This window comes from Paenibacillus sedimenti (genome assembly GCF_014534655.1).
GTDB classification, from domain to species: Bacteria; Bacillota; Bacilli; order Paenibacillales; family NBRC-103111; genus Paenibacillus_E; species Paenibacillus_E sedimenti.
Genome location: NZ_JACVVD010000001.1, coordinates 230534 through 248568, shown reverse-complemented (window position 1 = coordinate 248568; position 18035 = coordinate 230534). Strand labels below are relative to the sequence as shown.

The window sequence follows — 18035 nt, the reverse complement described above, 5'->3', positions numbered from 1 at the left end:
AATCATCTCCTCTCATATCTGGATAAACACTTTGCCCGCTTCTACTTTTACCGGGTACGTTATTAAATCCACGCATACAGGCGCCCGTTTGGCAGCACCGGTAGGTATGTCGAAACGGCCGTTATGCTTGGGACATTCGATCAAATTACCCATGACCAAACCACCCGACAAATGAACCTTTTCATGTGTGCAATAACCGTCCGATGCATAGTAGTCGCCTTTTTCCGTACGGTAGATCGCAAAAGTCCGGTCACCATGATCAAAACGGATGACATCCTCCATTTCCACTTCATCTGCGCTGCAGGCTTCGATCCATTCTCTAAGACTCATCCCAGTTCGCTCCATTCTTTGGATTCATGCAAGGGCCCGAACCTGTAAGGGTGCGCCGTTGCAGGCAAGGGTTTTACTACGACGTAATAAGGATCTTGCTTTTGCTTCCTCAGAGCGCCTATAACTTCCTTAAGTGCAGCCCATAGATTCGGTCTTGCCGCCGGACAGTCGGCTTTCATCTCTTCATGCAGCTTTGGCAGCGCGTGGTAGGGAACCATGGGAAACATATGGTGCTCGGTATGATAGTTCATGTTCCAGTATAGAAAACGCAGGATCGGATTCATATAAACGGTACGGGTATTCAGCCGATGATCGAGCACGTCTTCATAGAGACCCAGATGCTGCGTAATGCCAAACAAGATGACCACGATGCCGCCGTAAAAGGAGGGCAAAAACAAGAACATTGCGGGCAGTATGCTTCCGGAATAGATGCAAGCTGCAAGGATCCCAAGGATAATGATCATGTAAACCCGTGCTTCCCAGAACGTTTTACGGTGCTGCGAGGGAGGAATATACTCATTTTCCTGCGTATCCAGCTTGCCGAACGTATGCAGGAGGAATCGTTTAATTTCGATGGGTCCCCCATACAAATGGAAAATTTGCATGATGAGGATTTTCCAGATAGGTGGCCGTTCTGTAATGATTTCCGGATCTCGTCCGACGATGATCGTGTCGGTATGATGGCGGGCGTGGCTCCAACGCCAAGGGGTAGCCGAGCGCAGGACGAAAAAGGATGCAATCTGATAAACGACCTCGTTCATCCAAGGTGTCTTGAAAGCAGTTCCGTGCCCGCACTCGTGCCATCTGGAGTCACCCGGCGTCGCGTAGAGGATGCCATACGCCAAAAAGGCGGGAACTGCCCACCAGGTCCCCCAGGAAAGGTAGGCAAGATACCCTAAAACAAACAGTCCGCCGAACCAGATGATCGTATCGCGAATGGCCGGACCATCCTTCCGTTTCATCAATTCTTTCATCCGCTGACGGGGAATCGGGCTTGTATACCACTCGGCTTCCGCCAGTCCGCGTTCGATCGCCCGTTTATTCTCAGGACCAGTGATGCTGTAATCCCGTTTTTCCGATTTTGCAGTCATGCCAAGTACCTCCTTCTTGCATTACCCGCCGATTTTCTTCAATTTGTCGTCGAGGAATTTTTTCGCGCGCGGAATGTCCTGTTCATCCAGGTGCTCGATAATAATCGGGATATTCGGATGCAGCTTCGATAGTCTTTGCAAATATAAATCATAGTTCAGAATCCCCAGGCCGGGAGCCGGAAGCTCCACGGCGCCTGCGCCCCGGAATGTGTGCGATTCGACCGCGTCGATTTCAGCATGTTTCTCTGAAGTGTCTACGGCGGGCTTGCAGTCTTTGGCGTGCGCGATTTTGATTTTGTCGCCGAGCGTATTGAAGATGCGGTTCAGCGTTTCGTCGACATGGCCGATATTGCTGTCCGTGAAGTAGTTGGTCGGATCCATCAGCAGACCTAGACCCGGATGATTCACATCGGAAAATAAGCGGGCCAACATGTCGACGGAGCCTATAACGTTATTTACGTAGTTTTCCACCAGGAAAACCGATCCGTGGTCATAAGCGAATTTTGAAAGCTCTTCAATTTGCTTGCATATTTCCTCGTATGCTTCCTCGGTGCCATTCTTCGGATCCCACACCCAGTCGCTTTCCGTGTTGTACGTGCCCGTCTCGCTGATAACGTACGGACTTCCCAATTCGCGCGCAAACTTCAGCAATGTTTTCAAACCGAACAAATTTTGTTCCCGCTTCTTCGGGTCCGGATGAATGATATTCGTATAGCCGGAGATGCAGACGATCGGCAAATTGGCATCCCGAAACGCGTCGCGAATATGGTGGCATTTCTCCTTGGTGAGCGACTCGAAGGCAAGGTCCATGTCTTTGAAGGACAGATCCAGCTGCACGCAGGAAAACCCGTCTTTTTTGATGCGGGAAATCGTTTCCTCCAGGGAATAAGGATAGTAACCGTTAAAAATACCGACTGAGATCATACGTGAATTCCTCCTTATTTATTGAAATGAGTTTGTTACTTCGGAGAACATAACCGTCCGGCCTTCGGCAATGGACTTGTAGCAAGCGTCAATTGCCGCCATAGACTTTAAATTGTCCCGACCGCTAATTTCCGGCTCGCTATCTGTCTCTACCGCGCGCAGCAACTGTGCCATCGTGCCTTGAAAAGCATCCGGAAACCAGACTTGATCCCATTTTGGCCTGAACCATTGATTCGGCGCTTGCTTTGTCGTAAATTCCAGCGTACTCGGCGTTCTTTCCGGATAGGTCGGCCAGCCGATCGTCCCCTGGGCCATGCCGTCCAGTCCCTCAACCCGCCATTTGATGTAAATATCCTTCTCTGTTCCTTCTCCGGGCCATGCCCAGACGTCGTCCAGACTGGTCGCCATCAGATCGTTCGCATACTGGAACGTATATTGAGAAATCCCGTCAATATGCGGGAACTTCGTGCGGGGATCCCTCCGGGTGACGGCCGTAATTTTCTCCGGATCGCCGAACAAATAACGGAAAATATCAATATGATGTATGCCCATATTTAAAATCTCAATGTGCTTATACTTATGCAGGAAGTCCTGCCAATGCGGAATCGCACGCATGTCGATCGTCGCGAGCACCGGTTGCCCAAGATAACCCCGGTCAAGAATCGTCTTCAGCGCGCGCATCGATTGGTCATACCTCATATTCGAGTTAACGGCGATTTTGACGCCCGCTTTCTCGCACAAATCTACGATTTCCCGTGCTTCATGTGAATTCATAGCGAGCGGTTTCTGGCATAAGATGCCCTTAATGTGCTTCTGCTCCACCGCCTGCCTGACGACCTCGAGCTGCCGGTCCGGAGGGAACGCGATGTCTAGTATCTCGATCACCGGATCCCGGATCAGCTCTTCCCAAGTCCGGTATACGTTAGGAATGTTCCGCAGTTCAGCAACCGCCTTTGCGTTCTCATAAGTCCGCGATGCGATGGCTACCGGATTAAAGCCGGCATCGCGATATGCCACAAGATGGCAGTCCCGCATGATGAACCCGGAGCCGATGCAGCCGATGCGAAAATCTTTGCGGCCTGGTAGTTCAGGCCCGGTATTCAAGTGCAAATCAATGTTACTCACCCATTACTCCTCCTTTTTGGTCATTTCGTTTCAACCCATAAACCGGTCGTAAAGCGGACCTGTTCACCGGCCTGAATCCCCAGGGCTCCTGTCAGTTCATGCTCGTACGGGAGATTAAACGCATCCGTTACATACGTGTAAGGCTCCAGAGAAAGAGCCGATGCCCAATCCGGGCGGAACAGGACGACAAAAGGAAATGTGTGATCCAACCGGTAGGCAATCGTATAGCCCCGATCTTTCATTTCGATGCGGCAGGTACGATCCCCACCTTGATCGAGTGATAGAAATGAACAGCCGAGCGGCGGATAGTCCCCGATATTGACGCCTTCGCGAAGTCTTCGGCTGAAAGCCGTCGCCTCCGGCCTCCCGGTCACGAATGCCTGATTCGTGACGGGCCATTCCGCTGCCGCAGGCATCCGAAGGACAATCTCTTCCCCGCTCCCGAATGGAATGGGGAAGTACGGATGCAGCCCGAAAGCGAACGGCGCTTCGTCCACCCCTTCGTTCTCGATGATGCCTTCCAAAATAAGGCGTCCGTCTACAAGCCGATACGTCATTGTAAAGGTCATTAGATGAGGAAAATAGGCCATGATCTCCGGATGATCCGCGTAACGGAAACGGCTGGTGACCCAAGCCCCTTCCTCCGGTGATGCGCCGCACCCGACAACTTCCCATGCTTTGGAACAAATTTCGCCGTGCAAATGATGGTCGGGCGGCTCGTTCAAAGGCAGTTTGTATGCACGGCCTCTGAAGGAAAAACTTCCGTTTTTCACCCGGTTCGGCGGAAACAAGATGGGCGTGCCGTATTTGAAATCGGCAAACGTTTCATGCCGGAGGGAATGCAAACTCGCAGGCGGTAAAATGATCTCATGTCCGCCGCATTCGAACCGATAAAGGTTGTTGCCGATTTCCGGGATCAGTTCCGCAATGGCACCGCTCCCCGTATCGCTTAACATGATGACCGAAAATCCCTCTTTCACCACGGCCGCTGCTGAATATTTGCTCATATGCACCCCCTAATTTTACCAATAAAATTCTTCCTCTAATCTGCGATACTGCCCGGGGCGCAGAGGTGCCTTATCATAAATTTGCCGATTATTATAAAACGGATGATGCGTCCCTTCCGGACTCAAATGAACGACATCGTCACCGCGCCAGCGGGTGATAAACTCCTGGCCAACTACCCTTTCAACGGTTTGCCGCTCGCTAAGCGGGAAGGTCACCGTAATTTTCTCGCCTTCCTGGACCTCTCCCAGCGCGAGGAAGCGCTGGTTCACCCACATGCTCGGGTCGCTGCCGGTTTGCGTGCGTACCACATTGCCCTGCTCCCGGCGAACCGCGACCTTCGCATAGCCGGCCCACTCCGGGATACGGATCAGCAGTCTCGGTAAGCTCCGGTGAATATCCAGCTCTACCCGGCCATCATGGGGCAGATGGCTGCTGACATCGAGCCAGCGCGAGCCACGGTTCAGCAAGAAATTCACACTGACCGTCCCATTGTGCTCCGTGATCGTGTTGCTCCAGCCCATGAACAGGCCACGTGTGCCTGAGCCGATGCAGCAGGTCTGCAAATCGTTCGTATGCCCTCTGCCCCCGCTCACATTGCAGCAAAAGTCGTTCGGGGCGGAATAGCCGGCAAAGGCGCCACGAGCGCGCTCCGCCACGTTGAAGTACGATTTCATTCCGGTATCGTCACCCGATTTGTCGCCAGCATCCACGACCCAATCCAAATTCAGCAATTGCGACTCCGTCAGGTGATTGCGCAAAAACCGTTCTACGATGCCCCAGTATTCGACATACCCGCTCCGGGCCAATGTAATGCCTGTAGAAATCAGGTCGACGAGCGAACAGGTCTCGTGCTCAAAAGCCTGTTCATGCATATCTCCCGGCGTCCAGCCAAAAGAAGTGCAGCGTGTCAGCGCCCAATCGTAGCTCTTTTTGACAAAATGGATGATCGAAGCGTCCTGCGTGTGCCAAGCAAACCGCGCGAGCGCATCAAGCGTGCCGATGCGGGTATGGAAGTGTCCGCTGCGGTAGGCCAGCGAATCGTTGAAGCTGCCGTCCGGATTGAAGACACCGCTGCGATGAACGATGAGCGCCGAAAAAAACTGGCACAGCTCGAACGCGTCCGTATTCCCCGTCAGCTCGTAATATTTCAGCAGCGGCATCACCAAACGTCCGCAAAAAGCGGCCGGATCCGGGGCTAGCCGAAGCTGGACCGCGTTCGTGGACGGCCACCCGTTCACCGTGTACTCGGAGGCCGGATAGTACCAGACATCCTTTTCCTTGACCGCGATTCTTTTGAGCGCAGCGACATGCTTATCCGCAACGCGCTTGATCTTGCGATCGCCGGTCGACATGTACCAGGAAGTCAGCGCCAATATGACCGCCCGTTGGTCGATTAAGTTGGCGTTGGTCTCCCAGGGCGCCTTCGGATTGATTTGCCTGTAGCTGAGTCCGTCTTCCTTGAAGAAGCTCAGGAAATTTGCCCTGTACCGCTCCTCGATATCCCGCCCCCGTTCGTCGCCCGTCATATGCCGGGCCAAAATCAGGGCATCCACCAACCGGCCGTGGCTGGAGCCGTAATCCCAATCTCCATGTGTCAAAAACGCCGGCTTCTCCATCAAATTCGCTGCAAAAAAAGGAATGTAGCCGAAGTCCTCATCGGCCATGCCGATAATGGCATGAAGGACATGCCCGGCCCGTTCCTCCAGCAGGAGGGTATCCGGAATTAGCTTATTTTCCTGCATAATCATTGTTCTCGATCTCCTTCGTTATGAATTGGAAGGAGGCATAAGCACAATTTTGCCGTCCTCCATCGTAACCTGTACTTTATTCGTCTGCTTCGCTCCGATCGCTTCCAAGTAGTTCGCGGGAATTTGCAGCCGGCCCGCTTGGTCCAGCACCGCATACTCGACGTGAGACTCCTCTTCAAGCTTATAGGCTCCCTGCTCCTGGTCCAGCATCTCTTGCTCGTACGACTTGCGCCGTAATATTTCCGACGACGTCCTGCCGTCCCGAATGGCGACTACGCGGTCCACCTTTTTGGCCAGCATCGGATCGTGCGTCACGATCACGATGGTGAGCCCCAGATCCCGGGACAGCTGCCGGAACAAATCAAGGATTTGGTTCGCCATGCGCGTATCGACCGATCCGGTCGGTTCATCCGCAAGCAGCAGCTTCGGATGATTCGCCAGTGCGATCGCGATGGCCACGCGCTGCTGCTCGCCGCCGGATAACTGGTTCAATTTGTTGTTTCTTCTATGGCTAAGACCGACAGCCTCCAACAATTCCAGCGCGCGCTCCCGTTTGCGCTTGCCCCGAAGAAGAATGGGCAGTTCCACATTTTCCTGAGCCGTTAAATAAGGAATCAGATTGCGCGCATTGTTCTGCCAGACGAAACCGACCGACTCTCGCTTATATCGGACGAGGTCCTTTTCCCCTATGGAGAGCAAATCCTTGCCGTCAACCGTCAGGCGGCCCGCCGAAGGGCGGTCGAGACCTCCGAGCATGTTCAGCAGCGTCGATTTCCCGCTTCCGCTGTTCCCGATAATAGCCATTAGTTCGCCGGTCTCCACATGCAGGTCCAGCCCCTGCAAAGCAACGACTTCCAAATCGGCGATTTTATAAATTTTTACGAGATTGTCGCAATGGATCATTTTAATCCTCCCCAAGCTTGACGGCCTGATGAATGCGGATTCGCGAAACGATATGCCCCAGCACCGCGAGTCCGACTGTCATCATGACGGTAACGATCCCATACATCCGCTCGTAGTCGCGTAGGTCGAAGGTAACTTGAAACGGCGGTACTTGCGTAGCCGGATCAAACGACAATTCGAATAAAGGCACGAACAAATGGCTGGCCAGGTTCCCCGTCATAATCCCGATGCATATCGCCGCGCCGGATACCATGATCTGTTCGCCGATCAGCATGACGATGAGCTGTGGAACGGAAACGCCCATCGCCCGAAAAATGCCATACTGCAGCGTTCGTGCAGATAGCGACAGCACCCAGTACAACAAGAATCCGAAAAAGCAAACGACGGCCGAAATTAGAAATCCGAGCGTCATGACGCCGTTAATCGCCAATTGAAAAGGATCCTTAACCGCTTTGATCTGCTCCTGTTTCGCGTCGGTCAACGACTCGATGTCATAACCGTGACCTACGACCGCTTGATACACAGCATTGCTGCTCGTCTGCGGTTTCAGCTTCAGCCATACCTCGTAAGGTTCGAGCGCAATATTATTCTGAATGTAGCCCAAGTGACCGACGACAAGCATCGGCTTGTTCACCTTCGTTGTCGTTCCTTGCTTCGTTGTAACCGACACCGTATCGCCCGTTCCAGGATTGGGGTTCCAGGATGGCCAATAGTCAATAACTCCGAATACGGTAAATGGAGCCGGCTCTACATTCGGCCAGCCTACCGTTATGGTATCGCCGACTTTCACGCCGTATTCTTCAGCAATCGATCTGGATATTAGGATGGCTGACGGATTTTTGGCGATCAGATTCAAATATTCGTTCATGTGATAATCAAGCAAGCGGTCCCGCATCCAGGCCGTTTCGCCGAATGCTTTCGTATCGATGCCCATCAGCTCGACAGCCGCTTCAGTCTTGCCTTTGTGGAATGACGCATCTTTCCTGACAAACACCTTTGCCGCATGGTCCACGCCCGCAAACTGTGTAAACGGTAAGAATGACGGCTCGCTGTACTGCACCTTTGGCGGCGGGCTAGCCGGCGTGCCCGAAGCAGCTTCCTCAGATGCACTGTCTTCGTTCGAATCCTCCGTACCGAACAATATGGCCGGAGCTGCATCATTCTCCCAGTGGATCTTCATGACGATGTCTGCACCCGCAGCGTAACGGATTTTATCCGTCGTGTTCTGGTTGATCGTTCGAGTAGCGCTGGCGCTGAATAGTCCGGTAGCGATTGTAATGATGAGGAATACCATAATGAACTGATATTGAATAATCGAGCGGCTCACCTGGATTAATGTCGTATATAAGGTGGGCGGCCACCAGCGTTTGCCGGCCATGTACAAGAGCTTCATGAACAAGGGATACAACCGGAGCACGAGCAGCCCGAGTCCCAAAATAAACATCGCCGGAATGAGAAAAAGAAGCGGATCTACCCTCAAATCAGCGGATTTTAAGCCAAGCGAGAGAATATCGTTAACTCGCGTTTTATAATTTTGCAAACCGTACAGCGAAACGCCGATCAACACGATGTCGAGAAAAAACTTATGCCAGAAAGACCGCTTCTGAAGTCTAGCCGATTGCTGCTTGTGTCCGACAATGGTTACTCTCGTGGCGAGGATAACGGGAATCAGGGTCATCACAAGCGAGGCAGAAATTGCGATCAATGCGTACAGGAACGCATCCTCATTCAGCTTGGTTTCCAGCTTGGCGCGCTGCACGAACTCCAGAAATCCGCTGGAGGCTCCTAGTAATTTGGTGAGCAATTCGCCAAGATACGGACCGGCAGAGAAAGCAACCGCCCCAAGCACCAAACCTTCAACCGCATAGCTGGAAATAATTTGCCAGCGGCTCGCTCCCCGGCTGCGCAGCACGGCGATTTCGGTTTTCTGGCGCTCCGTAATTAAGTTAGCGACCATGAATAAGTAGAAAGCGAGCATCAGCATAACCGGCACATTAAGCGACCACAGCATTTTCCGTAAGTTCGTTTCTTTCACGTAGTAATTGCTTAGCGTTTGCAGTGCCGGAACGTTCTTGTTCCGCGTTTCGTAGCGGGCATCCATAAAGGTATCGATCTCATAGTCGTTGTAGAGGAACACGTCGGCGGATGCCAGCGTCATCATCTTATAATCAAGCGCGAAGTACCAATAGCTGGATTGGACATTCAGCTTACCGCCAGCCGTAAACTCTTTTTCGAACAAATCGAAGTCGATCAGAAAACTGTTTTTGTAACTGCTTGTATTGTTGTACCAAAAAATATCTGCATAGTCCTTGCGGTCGAACACGCCGATGGGCTTGATAGAGATAGGTTCCTCCAAACCCGCATCGTTGACGACGAAAACCGTATTCAGCACCATCCCGAGTTCGGTCAAAGCTTCCGGCGCGACGAGCGCTTCATACACGCCGTTAACCGGTTCTTTCGCCGGCAGGCGTCCGTCCACCAGCCTGATGTGGTTTTCCATTCCGTCAATGGCCGAAATATCTGCCGATCTCTGAACATTGACATCGATTTTATCCGGTTCAGCCGGCATTAAATTGTAGCGCTGCGTCGCTCTTTCGCGAACGAAAGCTTGCACGGGAATACCAAATCGGCTCCCTCTTTCCTTCAAAAACTGTTCGGTTTCCGATATGTTTACGTGCTTCTGATTTTCTTGAGCAGACAAGTTAGCCGACAGCCAAAATATGCCGGGATACTGATTGCTGCCCAACTGCAGCTGCTGCATTTCTTGAATCAATAATCTTTGCAAAATGGCGTTCGTATAAATCGGCATGCTGCTTGCCAAGGCGACTGTCAGCACGAGTCCGAACAGCAGGCTAAGCTCAAGCCATTTATTATTGATCATTTTTCGCAAGATCATGATAAATAATGCCAATGTCTTAGCCTCCTAGTTGTTTAGGATAATCTGCTGCCCTTCGCTTAGCCCTTTGCGTATTTCCACTTCCGTTGCCGCAACGATCCCTTTCTCCACATCGATCTCTTTGCGGCTTTCGCCGTCCAGCACCTGCACGTAATCGCGTCCCATATAGTTGCGCAATCCGCCTCTGGGAATAACCATCACTTGATCCCGCTTCTGGGTCACAATCGTGATATCAGCTTGGCTGCCGATCGTTACGTCCTTCGGCAGTCCCGACACTTGAATATAGATGGCTTTGGCGTTTTTGTCCTGGATCGCTTTATTGCTGTTCGGCGGTGCGGAGAGCGGCGTCTGAACAACCTTTCCGGCGTACGTCTTATCTTTGATTTTGATGGTGACATCCATCCCCACCTCAACACCTCCCACATCGTTCTGGCTGGAAGCCGTATAGACGAGCTTCATCTGTCTCGGATCGGAAAGTGTGATCAGTTGCTTGTAAGCTGCTACTTGGTCACCGGGCTGGATCGAATCGATAAACGTTACGATTCCGTCGATCGTTGACGTCAGCCTAGTGTTCTGGAGCTGATTCTGCAGGGATTTCAACTGGAGCTGAGCGCTTTCCATATCGAGCAGCTTCAACCGGATATCAGGGTCATCGGCTTCTTTGTCCGCCATGGCTTGCTGCAATGATATTTTTAGTTTCTCGATGGAAATTTGCTGCAGCTTGATCTTCATATCCAGGTCGGATGTTTCCGTGGTTGCGAGAACATCCCCGGCCTTGACCTGATCGCCTAATTTCACGTTTACTTTCTTCAACCGGCCGCCGGATTCCGAATAAAATAAGTAATCCATTTTGTCCGATGCGAATGTAGCTACACCCGTAATCTGCTGCGTAATAGTAGCCCGCTTCACGGCATACAGGCTCAATGTTTCCTTAGCCGGCTCGACAAGCGGCGGTTTCAACTCCCCTTCTTCAACAGGCAGTAGCGAGCATCCCGTTAATATCCCTGCTATGCAGATTAGCCCAAGCACCGGTCGCACGATTCGTTTAAGTCGCCTCGACAATTTGGCCATCCTCCAATGCGTAAACATGATCGGCAAAGCTCATAATCGCCGGATCGTGAGTCGTGAGTATGATCGTCATTCCCTCGCTTCGCACCAAATCCTTGAATACGCTCATCACCTGAGCCCCCATTTTGCTGTCCAGTTCGGCTGTCGGTTCGTCGGCGAGAATCAGGGGCGGCTTGTGGGCGATCGCTCTTGCAATGGCGACCCGCTGCTGCTCGCCCCCGGACATTTCAAAAGGGCGGTGCTTCATTCTCGCCTTCAAGCCCACGTACTCGAGCGCGCTTTCCGCATAATCCTTAAAAAGCGAAGACTTCACGCCTGCTACGCGCAATCCGAACTCTACATTCTCATAAGCCGTCATCAACGGGACGAGGCCGAACGATTGAAAAATGAGTCCCATTTCCTTGCGCCTGAGGGCATTGCGCTTCTTCTCCGAATATCCGCTGATTTCGTTCCCGTTAAAATACACTCGGCCTTCCGTCGGTCTGTCCAACGCACCCAAAATGTTGATTAACGTCGTTTTGCCGGAACCCGATCTTCCCCTCAGCGCAATAAGCCGTTCGGCCGGAATGCTTAAGCTCGCTCCCCTCAAGGCGTGAACCGCAGCGGGGCCGCGTCCGAATACCCTGGTAATGCCTTCCGCTTTAACAAGTGGTGCAGGGCTTGATTGTTGCTGTGCAAGCATAGCTGCTCACGCTCCTAACATTTGCGAATTGCGATTAGAAAAAAACTCCAGTCCGAAAACTGGAGTTCGACTTGATGATTCATTGCTATTAACCGTTTTGGAGCGTCCACAAAACAAGTGCATCCAGCAGCTTCCAGGTATCGTCAGTCGCATTGTCATAATTGCCGGCAAAGGAGAAGTACGAAATACGCGCTTTCACCTCATACCCGCTGTCAGAATGTGATCCTTTATTATAGTAGTAAATGGTCGCCTCTTTCGGTTTGCCCGGAATGGTGGCAATCACGTTCGCTTCCTTGCCCGGAATACCATAAGCGATTGCGGTTTTAGGATCCGTTGTTATCAGAACGTCCACTTCGCCTGAAAGTCCGGCAGCAGCCTTTTCCTTCGGTTCCGTAATCGTGATCGATTTCAAATTATATTCGTTCGTGTTTTCCTCTTGCGACGAAAGGCCGAGATAGTACATGCCGTGATTTTTCAAATAAACGGTCGGAATCGCAATATCCTTCATAATGCCGGAACGAAGATACTTGGAGTTCAAGGTATTGCTGACAAAGATCAAATCATAGCCTTCCATTTTTTCAGCAGTCAATTTATCGCAATTAATCCAGGTAACCCTAAAGCCGAGATCTTTTAGACGTTTAATAATTTTCTCATCATCCGGGTTGTCTTTGAGTTGTGTCATTTGCGAGCTTTGACGGCTAATTAAGAGCAGCTTTTTGCCTTGCGCGGAAATTTCCCCGGATGGCGCATCGGGTTTATCTCCCGGCTGTGTCGCCGGCTCATCAGGGCTGCTGCCGCCAAAAAGTTGCTTCGCTTCATAGCTTGCAAGCGCCAACATTTTGCGTGTAGCCGATACTTTGCCGCCAAACGTACCGTCAGCCTGATTCGTCAAAATGTTTTTCTCAAGCGCCAGCGCGACGTATCCTTTTGCCCAATCATCAACTGAATTGTCATTGACCGGCGAAGCCGATTTCGCTTGATCGTCCATGCCCAGTCCGCGAATGAGGAACGCTGCGAGCTCTTGGCGCGAAACATCGCCCGCCGGCTTGTAGGTTTTGCCTTCGGCGTCATACCCGTTCGTAAGCCCTGCCTTCTTCAATGCCTCGATGTAAGGAAGCGCATAGGAGTTGGCCGGGTCATCGGATCTGACATCGGTAAAAGAAGAAGTTGTCAGCGTCTCATCAACCGACAGGTCAAAAATGATCGCTGCCACTTTCGCGAACTGAGCCCGGTTCATCCTGGCGTCCAGACCGAACGTATCGTCCGTCAATCCATTAAATACGCCACCTTGGATAAGCGCATCGAATTTATCTTTTTCGTCTTGCGGCAAATCCTTTAAATCTTTGAAATCATCGGCTTTCTTCACTGCGGCGGTCTGAGTTTCCATACCTGCATCGGCAGCAAAAGCAAACGGAAGCACAGTTAATGTAAGGAGGAGTATCGATACTAGCGAGAATACAAATTTCTTCACGTGACTCACCTTCCCATATTGGATTCGTGATTGCAGTTCTTGCTTTCTCATACCTGAATGCTTTTATCAATTATCGCTTAACAGTCACGCATCATCCCTTTCCTCAAAGTTCAAGGAGCAACCGCTATTGCTTGTTCGTGCTCGCCGCCTGATTGATTTCAGATTTGGCCGCCTTCACCGTTTCGATCGCTTTGGTCGCTTGTTCCTGAACCATGCGCAGCGCCGTAACCGAGTCTTTGGACTCTTTAAAAATGAGCGGCTGGAACACGCCTTGAACGGGGACGTCATACCAAACTAAGCCTTGCGAACGGGCAGCAGGAGGCATCGCGTTCTTGCCGTAGAAAATCGACTCCACATGCTTGCCCTGCATTTGCGGCAAGTTTTTGCCGAACGCCGCTTTGACCGCATCCGACTCAAGAGGTCCGATAACGCCTTCTTTTGACAGCTCGATTTGATGCTCTTCGGACAGCAGAGCGGCCATCACCTGAAAGGCGAGGTCTTTTTTCTTCGACTGCTTCGTAATGTACATCGAATACACGTTAGGCTGATATTTCGTGTTCGGAGCATCGCTTAAGGAAGGCACGGAAGCGATATCAAAATTCAAGTTCTTGTTTTGCTCATAAAATTTGACCAGATGGTCGCTCACCGTTGCGACAGCCATGGCGATGCTCGGCTTCGAGGCGAACGTTTCTACCGTATCGAATTGATTTGCCGGTATATCATAGAACCTTCTCATGTTGTCTACCAGCTTCTTCCATCCCGGGTCGCTCATGTCTCCCTTGTCTTCCGTGCGGCTTAACGGCGATAGTGACAGCTGGTTATAATTCAGATAATGGCCGGGATTTTGCGAAAAGCCTTTGTACGTGATATCGCCTTCCACGCGGGTCAGCTTCTTGGCAAGCTCGTAAATCTCGTCGTAAGTCATTCCGTCCTTCGGATACTCGACGCCGAATTTATCGAAGATGTCTTTGTTATAAAACAAAGCATAATCGTTGTTATAGAACGGCAGCCCGTATATTTTGCCTTCCGGTGTCAAATTTCTCATTTGCGCCATGAAGGCCGGATTCAATTTGCTCGTATCGAAGTTATACTTCTTGATCAAGTCGCTAATGTCATAGTGCAGGTCGTTATCGATAATGTACCTTTGCACATTCATCCGGGTATCGTCCATAATAATGTCCGGGATCGTACCTGCTGCGATCAAGTCTTTGTACTGTCTGCCGGGATTATCCCAGTGGACATGTTTAACCGTCACATTAGGAAATTTCTTTTTGATAAAATCGCCGATCTGCTTCTGGAAAATTTCCTCTTTAACGTAATAAGCCGGCCATACCGTGTAGATGAACAACTCGTTTTCAGGCGATTGGGCTTGCGGCGAATTTTTCTCATCGGTCCCGCCGGGTTTGGTGCTCGGAACCGCTTCATTCGTGCAGCCTGCCGCCAATCCGAGCGTAAGGGCAATGGCGAAGCTTACTTTTAACCTTTTCATTCGGATAACAACCTCCTTTGCGAATAGCCCCAAAAAGTGACATTATGCTTTTACCCGTTTTGCAGCGTCCAGAGCACAATATTATCCCAGAGCTTCCACCCTGCTTCCGTCGAATTGTCCTGCATGCCGTTACTCCAATAATAGAACGATACGCGCGCTTTCACCGCATAGCCGTCATCGGCTTTCGTACCTTTATCGTAATAATACACGGCGGCTTTGGTCTTATCGCCGGGAACGGTAGCGACCACTTTCGCTTCCTTGCCCGGGATACCGTAGCTGATGCCGAATCTATCGCTGGCTTCCAAGAATACATCTACAGTGCCCGTTAGCCCGCCGGCAATCTTATGCTTGCTGTCGACGATGTCGACCGATTTGATTTTTTTAACCGTAGACCCTTCTTCTTGGGTCGACAGGCCGAGATAAAACATGCCGTGGCTTTTCACATAGACGGTTGGAATCGCGACTTCCTTCATGACGCCGGTCTTCAAAAATTTGGAGTTTGTCGTTTGACTGATATAGATTAAATCGTAGCCTTTCGCTGCATCGGATGTGAGCTCGCGATCGCTAAAATTCGTAACGCTGAACCCCATGCCCTTCAAACGATCGGCAATCGCAACGTCTTCTGCCGGGAGAGGAATGGAATCCCTTCCGACCAGAAGCACTTTCTTCCCTTTCGGCGAAATCTCAGGTTGCTGAGCGGTCGCAGGTTGACTCGCAGCTGGAGAAGCCGGTGAAGTAGGAGTCGAGGCTGGCTTGGTTGAACCGGAAGGCGTCGCTGCCGGAGCCTTGGACGAACCTGCAGGCGTTGTACTCAAAGGCTTGGGCGCATCCGCCGTTGCGGCTGCCGAAGGGGCCGGCGTTGATGCAGCCATGGCAGTTGCCGTAGGTGCCGGCGTCACCGAAGCCTTGGACACATCTGCCGTTGCAGCTGCCGTAGCTGCCGGCGTTACGGTTGCTGCAGGCGACGGCGATGCGCCCGGGTCAGACGCCTGATTCGATGAAGAGCAAGCGATCATCGTTATTGTCATAAATGCGACGATGAGCATTATGAGAATACGTTTCATATAATGAATTTCCCCCCTCAGATTATACTTGAATGAAAGGCCCCTCCAGTTTCCTGTCGGAGGAGCCTGCTATAACGGTTATTTAGCGGCTTTTTCGGTCTGAATCCCCTTCGTCGACGATTCTTCAACCATCCGCAGTGCGGTGACGGAATCTTTGGACTCTCCGAAAATCAAAGGCTGAAACACACCGTGCACCGGAACGTCGATATAAGTTAAGCCTGCAGCGCGGGCGGCCGGAGGCATCGCGTTCTTGCCGTAGAATATCGCTTGCGTGTGTTTGCCCTGCATTTGCGGCAAGTTTTTCCCGAACGCTTCTTGAACTTTAGGCGTTTGCAGCGGGCCGATAATGCCTTCTTTGGCAAAATTGATTTGCATCTCCTCGGAAAGCAGGTACTGGATTACCTGGAACGCCTGATCCTTCTTCGTCGATTGCTTCGTAATATACGCAGCGTACATGTTCGGCTGTGCCTTCACACCGGGAGCATCGGCGAAGGACGGCATTGCAGCGATATCGAAGTTCAGGTTTTTATTCTGTTCGTACCATTGAACGATTTTCTCGGACACATGGACGCTCATCGCCATTTTCCCTTTAGGGAAATCGTCAACGGATGTGAACTGGTTGGCCGGAATTTCGTAGAAGCGCCTTAAGTTGTCGACTTGCTTCTTCCATCCCGGAGTGTTCAGTTCAGCCTTGTCTTCCGTCAAGCTTAGAGGTGACAGTGACAGTTGATTATAGGACATGTACAACCCGGGATGCTGCTGATAGCCCTTGTACGTGTTCTCACCTTCCACACGGGTCAGTTTTTTGGCCAATTCATAAATTTCATCGTAAGTCATGCCGTCTTTAGGGTAATCGACCCCGAATTTATCAAAAATATCCTTGTTGTAGAAAAGCACGAAATCGCTCATTTGGAAGGGCAAGCCGTATATTTTCCCTTCCGGGGTCACATTCTTCATCTGCGTCATGGCCGCCGGATTCAAGGCGCTGGTGTCGAAATTATACTTTTTGATCAGATCGGTCATGTCGTACTGCAGATCATTTTTCAAAATATACCGTTGAAGATTCATCCTGGCGTTATCAATAATAATGTCGGGAACGGTCCCGGCTGCGATCAGATCCTTATATTGCCTGCCCGGGTTATCCCACTGAACGTGTTTAAAGGTGAGATTAGGGAACTTTTTCTTGAGGTGTTGTCCGACCTGTCTCTCCCATATCTCTTCTTTTGCGTAAAAGGCGGGATACACCGTATAAATGAATATTTCGTTGTCAGGTGGTTTGTTCTCTACGGCTACAGGCTGCTTCTCGGTTGCATCCGGTGGCGTATCCGTGCAGCCTGCCAGGATGGTAAATGCCGAGGTGATCAATAAAGATACTTTGAGAAACTTTTTCATCTTCTCTATGAACCTCCCAAATGAAATTTCAAATTTTGTATACATTTACTTTATTACGAAATGATTACGTTTACATTAGGGGGGTTCTCCGACATTATAGGTTGTTTGTTGCATCTTTCCCTTCCGTCTTCATCAGCCTTTATCCACCGCCCACCTGACGGCTGCCTCAAACAGCTTCCACCCGTTGTCGGTCCGGTTGATTTCTTCCCCTCCGGTCAAATTGAAGTACATCCGACGGGCCGGTACGGGCTGGCCGCTCATATTTTTGGTTCCTTTCTCAAATGCACAAATGACTGCCCGTTTGTCGTCATCGGGAGCAGAGGCGATAATGACGCCCCCTTGCGGCACGACATAGCCGATCTTCCCTTCCGCCTTATAGATGTCCACACTGCCTGCAAGCCCGGCCGCAAGCGGATGTTTGCTGTCTTTGACAGCGATCGTTTGACCGGTATAATCGCCATAATCCGAATCGTCTTTGCTTGCCAAACCCACTTTACCCAAAATTTTGGCATTGGCGTAAATGACGGGCGCAGGGGACGCCAGCAATTTGTCCGCGACACGATGAGAACCGGCAAATGAACTGACGTATACCAATCCGTAGGTTTGAGCTTGATCCTCAGTAAGCTCTTTGTCCGTTTGTAGCGTAACTTCGAAGCCAAGCTCTTTTAGATGCTTCATGACGATCCTGTCGTTCGCGCTGTCCGTGCCGACAAAAAGCGCTTTCTTAACCTTGCCGGGATTGCCTTGTATAGCAGCGGAACAAGCAGCCAAGGCAAGGATGATCAAGATCGTGGCGAATAAGAACAATAACCGTTTCATGTACGCCGGTACCTCCTTTTCAAGA

15 protein-coding genes are annotated in these 18035 nt (G+C 51.1%); all 15 read right to left on the bottom strand.

Annotation, left to right across the window (positions count from 1 at the left end):
* Positions 1-12: 12 nt before the first annotated feature.
* The 15 genes from ICC18_RS00855 to ICC18_RS00785 all read right to left on the bottom strand — a co-directional run bounded on the left by ICC18_RS00855 (position 13) and on the right by ICC18_RS00785 (position 18010).
* Positions 13-330 carry a MocE family 2Fe-2S type ferredoxin gene (locus ICC18_RS00855; RefSeq protein ID WP_188172493.1) on the bottom strand — a complete coding sequence of 106 codons (318 nt, stop codon included), beginning with the start codon at positions 328-330 and terminating at the stop codon, positions 13-15.
* Positions 327-1421, bottom strand: a complete 1095-nt coding sequence (locus ICC18_RS00850; protein WP_188172492.1) for a fatty acid desaturase family protein — start codon at positions 1419-1421, stop codon at positions 327-329. Before ICC18_RS00850 ends, ICC18_RS00855 begins: the two co-directional genes overlap by 4 nt.
* Before the next feature lie 21 nt (positions 1422-1442).
* Entirely contained in the window at positions 1443-2345 is a 903-nt protein-coding gene (locus ICC18_RS00845) for a sugar phosphate isomerase/epimerase family protein (protein ID WP_188172491.1), read from the bottom strand.
* An 18-nt stretch (positions 2346-2363) separates the two neighbouring features.
* The gene (locus ICC18_RS00840) at positions 2364-3470 is read right to left on the bottom strand and encodes a Gfo/Idh/MocA family protein (RefSeq protein WP_188172490.1); all 1107 of its coding nucleotides are present in this window, start codon (positions 3468-3470) and stop codon (positions 2364-2366) included.
* 20 nt (positions 3471-3490) lie between these two features.
* Entirely contained in the window at positions 3491-4477 is a 987-nt protein-coding gene (locus tag ICC18_RS00835) for an aldose 1-epimerase (RefSeq protein WP_188172489.1), read from the bottom strand.
* 15 nt (positions 4478-4492) lie between these two features.
* Positions 4493-6226, bottom strand: coding sequence for a glycoside hydrolase family protein (locus tag ICC18_RS00830; protein WP_223192234.1), 1734 nt, complete (start codon positions 6224-6226; stop codon positions 4493-4495).
* A gap of 18 nt (positions 6227-6244) precedes the next feature.
* On the bottom strand, positions 6245-7129 hold the full coding sequence (locus tag ICC18_RS00825; protein ID WP_188172488.1) for an ABC transporter ATP-binding protein: 885 nt from the start codon (positions 7127-7129) through the stop codon (positions 6245-6247).
* 1 nt (position 7130) lies between these two features.
* Positions 7131-10040 carry an ABC transporter permease gene (locus ICC18_RS00820; protein WP_188172487.1) on the bottom strand — a complete coding sequence of 970 codons (2910 nt, stop codon included), beginning with the start codon at positions 10038-10040 and terminating at the stop codon, positions 7131-7133.
* A 12-nt stretch (positions 10041-10052) separates the two neighbouring features.
* Entirely contained in the window at positions 10053-11096 is a 1044-nt protein-coding gene (locus ICC18_RS00815) for an efflux RND transporter periplasmic adaptor subunit (RefSeq protein WP_188173176.1), read from the bottom strand.
* Positions 11071-11775, bottom strand: a complete 705-nt coding sequence (locus ICC18_RS00810) for an ABC transporter ATP-binding protein (protein WP_188172486.1) — start codon at positions 11773-11775, stop codon at positions 11071-11073. Before ICC18_RS00810 ends, ICC18_RS00815 begins: the two co-directional genes overlap by 26 nt.
* An 88-nt stretch (positions 11776-11863) precedes the next feature.
* Complete coding sequence (locus ICC18_RS00805; RefSeq protein ID WP_188172485.1) at positions 11864-13246, bottom strand: S-layer homology domain-containing protein; 1383 nt, start codon at positions 13244-13246, stop codon at positions 11864-11866.
* Between the two features lie 124 nt (positions 13247-13370).
* Positions 13371-14735, bottom strand: a complete 1365-nt coding sequence (locus ICC18_RS00800; RefSeq protein WP_188172484.1) for an ABC transporter substrate-binding protein — start codon at positions 14733-14735, stop codon at positions 13371-13373.
* 50 nt (positions 14736-14785) lie between these two features.
* Entirely contained in the window at positions 14786-15799 is a 1014-nt protein-coding gene (locus tag ICC18_RS00795) for a hypothetical protein (protein ID WP_188172483.1), read from the bottom strand.
* Positions 15800-15877: 78 nt separating this feature from the next.
* On the bottom strand, positions 15878-17191 hold the full coding sequence (locus tag ICC18_RS00790; RefSeq protein WP_188172482.1) for an ABC transporter substrate-binding protein: 1314 nt from the start codon (positions 17189-17191) through the stop codon (positions 15878-15880).
* Positions 17192-17323: 132 nt separating this feature from the next.
* Positions 17324-18010: a hypothetical protein gene (locus tag ICC18_RS00785; protein ID WP_188172481.1), complete on the bottom strand. Its 687-nt coding sequence runs from the start codon at positions 18008-18010 to the stop codon at positions 17324-17326.
* Positions 18011-18035: the final 25 nt, after the last annotated feature.

Excerpts from the sequence above, each read along its gene's own strand:
- ICC18_RS00785 (WP_188172481.1), bottom strand. The coding sequence starts at position 18,010 with ATGAAACGGTTATTGTTCTTATTCGCCACGATCTTGATCATCCTTGCC.
- ICC18_RS00795 (WP_188172483.1), bottom strand. The coding sequence starts at position 15,799 with ATGAAACGTATTCTCATAATGCTCATCGTCGCATTTATGACAATAACG.
- ICC18_RS00830 (WP_223192234.1), bottom strand. The coding sequence starts at position 6,226 with ATGATTATGCAGGAAAATAAGCTAATTCCGGATACCCTCCTGCTGGAG.
- ICC18_RS00855 (WP_188172493.1), bottom strand. The coding sequence starts at position 330 with ATGAGTCTTAGAGAATGGATCGAAGCCTGCAGCGCAGATGAAGTGGAA.
- ICC18_RS00850 (WP_188172492.1), bottom strand. The coding sequence starts at position 1,421 with ATGACTGCAAAATCGGAAAAACGGGATTACAGCATCACTGGTCCTGAG.
- ICC18_RS00825 (WP_188172488.1), bottom strand. The coding sequence starts at position 7,129 with ATGATCCATTGCGACAATCTCGTAAAAATTTATAAAATCGCCGATTTG.
- ICC18_RS00835 (WP_188172489.1), bottom strand. The coding sequence starts at position 4,477 with ATGAGCAAATATTCAGCAGCGGCCGTGGTGAAAGAGGGATTTTCGGTC.
- ICC18_RS00815 (WP_188173176.1), bottom strand. The coding sequence starts at position 11,096 with ATGGCCAAATTGTCGAGGCGACTTAAACGAATCGTGCGACCGGTGCTT.
- ICC18_RS00790 (WP_188172482.1), bottom strand. The coding sequence starts at position 17,191 with ATGAAAAAGTTTCTCAAAGTATCTTTATTGATCACCTCGGCATTTACC.
- ICC18_RS00810 (WP_188172486.1), bottom strand. The coding sequence starts at position 11,775 with ATGCTTGCACAGCAACAATCAAGCCCTGCACCACTTGTTAAAGCGGAA.
- ICC18_RS00845 (WP_188172491.1), bottom strand. The coding sequence starts at position 2,345 with ATGATCTCAGTCGGTATTTTTAACGGTTACTATCCTTATTCCCTGGAG.
- ICC18_RS00800 (WP_188172484.1), bottom strand. The coding sequence starts at position 14,735 with ATGAAAAGGTTAAAAGTAAGCTTCGCCATTGCCCTTACGCTCGGATTG.